The organism is Methylobacterium indicum (assembly GCF_001043895.1).
In the GTDB taxonomy this organism is placed as follows: Bacteria; Pseudomonadota; Alphaproteobacteria; order Rhizobiales; family Beijerinckiaceae; genus Methylobacterium; species Methylobacterium indicum.
The window spans coordinates 1-1056 of the sequence record NZ_JTHF01000279.1 but is presented as its reverse complement, the minus strand read 5'-3'; the positions used below and the strand labels follow the sequence as shown (position 1 = coordinate 1056).

The 1056-nt window shown below is 70.2% G+C and carries 2 protein-coding genes; both read right to left on the bottom strand.

Annotated features, from left to right (window positions below):
• Positions 1–404 (bottom strand): IS630 family transposase (locus QR78_RS33260; protein WP_048430731.1); only part of this gene is annotated, 404 nt, incomplete at its 3' end.
• A 47-nt stretch (positions 405–451) separates the two neighbouring features.
• Positions 452–937, bottom strand: a complete 486-nt coding sequence (locus QR78_RS34475) for a winged helix-turn-helix domain-containing protein (RefSeq protein ID WP_158004083.1) — start codon at positions 935–937, stop codon at positions 452–454.
• Between the last annotated feature and the right edge of the window lie 119 nt (positions 938–1056).

The window sequence follows — 1056 nt, the reverse complement described above, 5'->3', positions numbered from 1 at the left end:
GCCTCGTAGTCGGGGAAGACGCGTGCCGAGAGGAAGCGCTCGCGCAGGTACAGCCAGATGCGTTCGACCGGGTTGAGTTCGGGGCTGTAGGCGGGCAGCCGCACCAGCGTCACGGCGTCGGGCACGCGCAGATCCTTGGCAATGTGCCAGCCTGCCCCGTCCAGCACCACGACGGCCTGCGTGTCCGGCTCGAGCGTGGCCGCAAACTGCGCCAGGAACAGGCTCATCGCCTCGGTCGAGACGCGCGGCAACACCAGACCGAACGCCGAGCCGGTCTGCGGCTCGACGGCGGCAAAGATGTAAGCGGACTGGAAGCGGCCGTCGCAGCGTCCCGCCGGACGCTGGCCGCGCATCCACCAGCGATGGCCGCTGCGCCCCTTCTGCCCGACCCGAGCCTCGTCCATGAAGAAGAGACGGATCTGCCGGCCGGGATGGGCCTCGGCGGCGCTCGTTAGAGCTGCGCGGAGCCCCTTTTTGCGAAGGCCTGCGCAGCCTTGGCGTCGCGCTGCGGGTGAACCGGGCGGGTCTTCTGCTTCGACAAGCCCAGCCGGCGCACCAGGCGCGACATCGACTGGGGCAGCATGGTCTTGCCGAAGCGGGCCTCGATGAAGCGGCACAGGTCCGGCAGGGTCCAGCTGGCGGGCTCGCCCCGGTCGGGATCGGGCCCCCGCAGGATGTGGTGGACCAGCACCGCCTGCTCGCCCTCGCTCAGACGCTCTGGCCGGCGGCCGGGCGGGCGGTCGATCAAACCGGCCAGCCCCTCGGCGTTGAAGCGCTTGACGGCATCGCACAGCGCCTGTCGCTCGATGCCAGCGGCCCGCGCCGCTTCCGCCCGGCTCATGCCATCAAGCGCGTTGGCGACCGCCAGCAGGCGCAGAGCTGTCCGCCGACGCGGCTCCCGCTTGGCTTGCTGCCGGAGCTCGGTGGCTGTGGCCACGTCACTCCGGATCTCGACGGCTCGCGTCACAGGCTCCTCCCCGGTCCAGGGAGGCAGTGAATCACCTCCACAAGCCGGTGAAAACCCCAACGAGTCAAAACCTAAGCGCGGCGGTATAA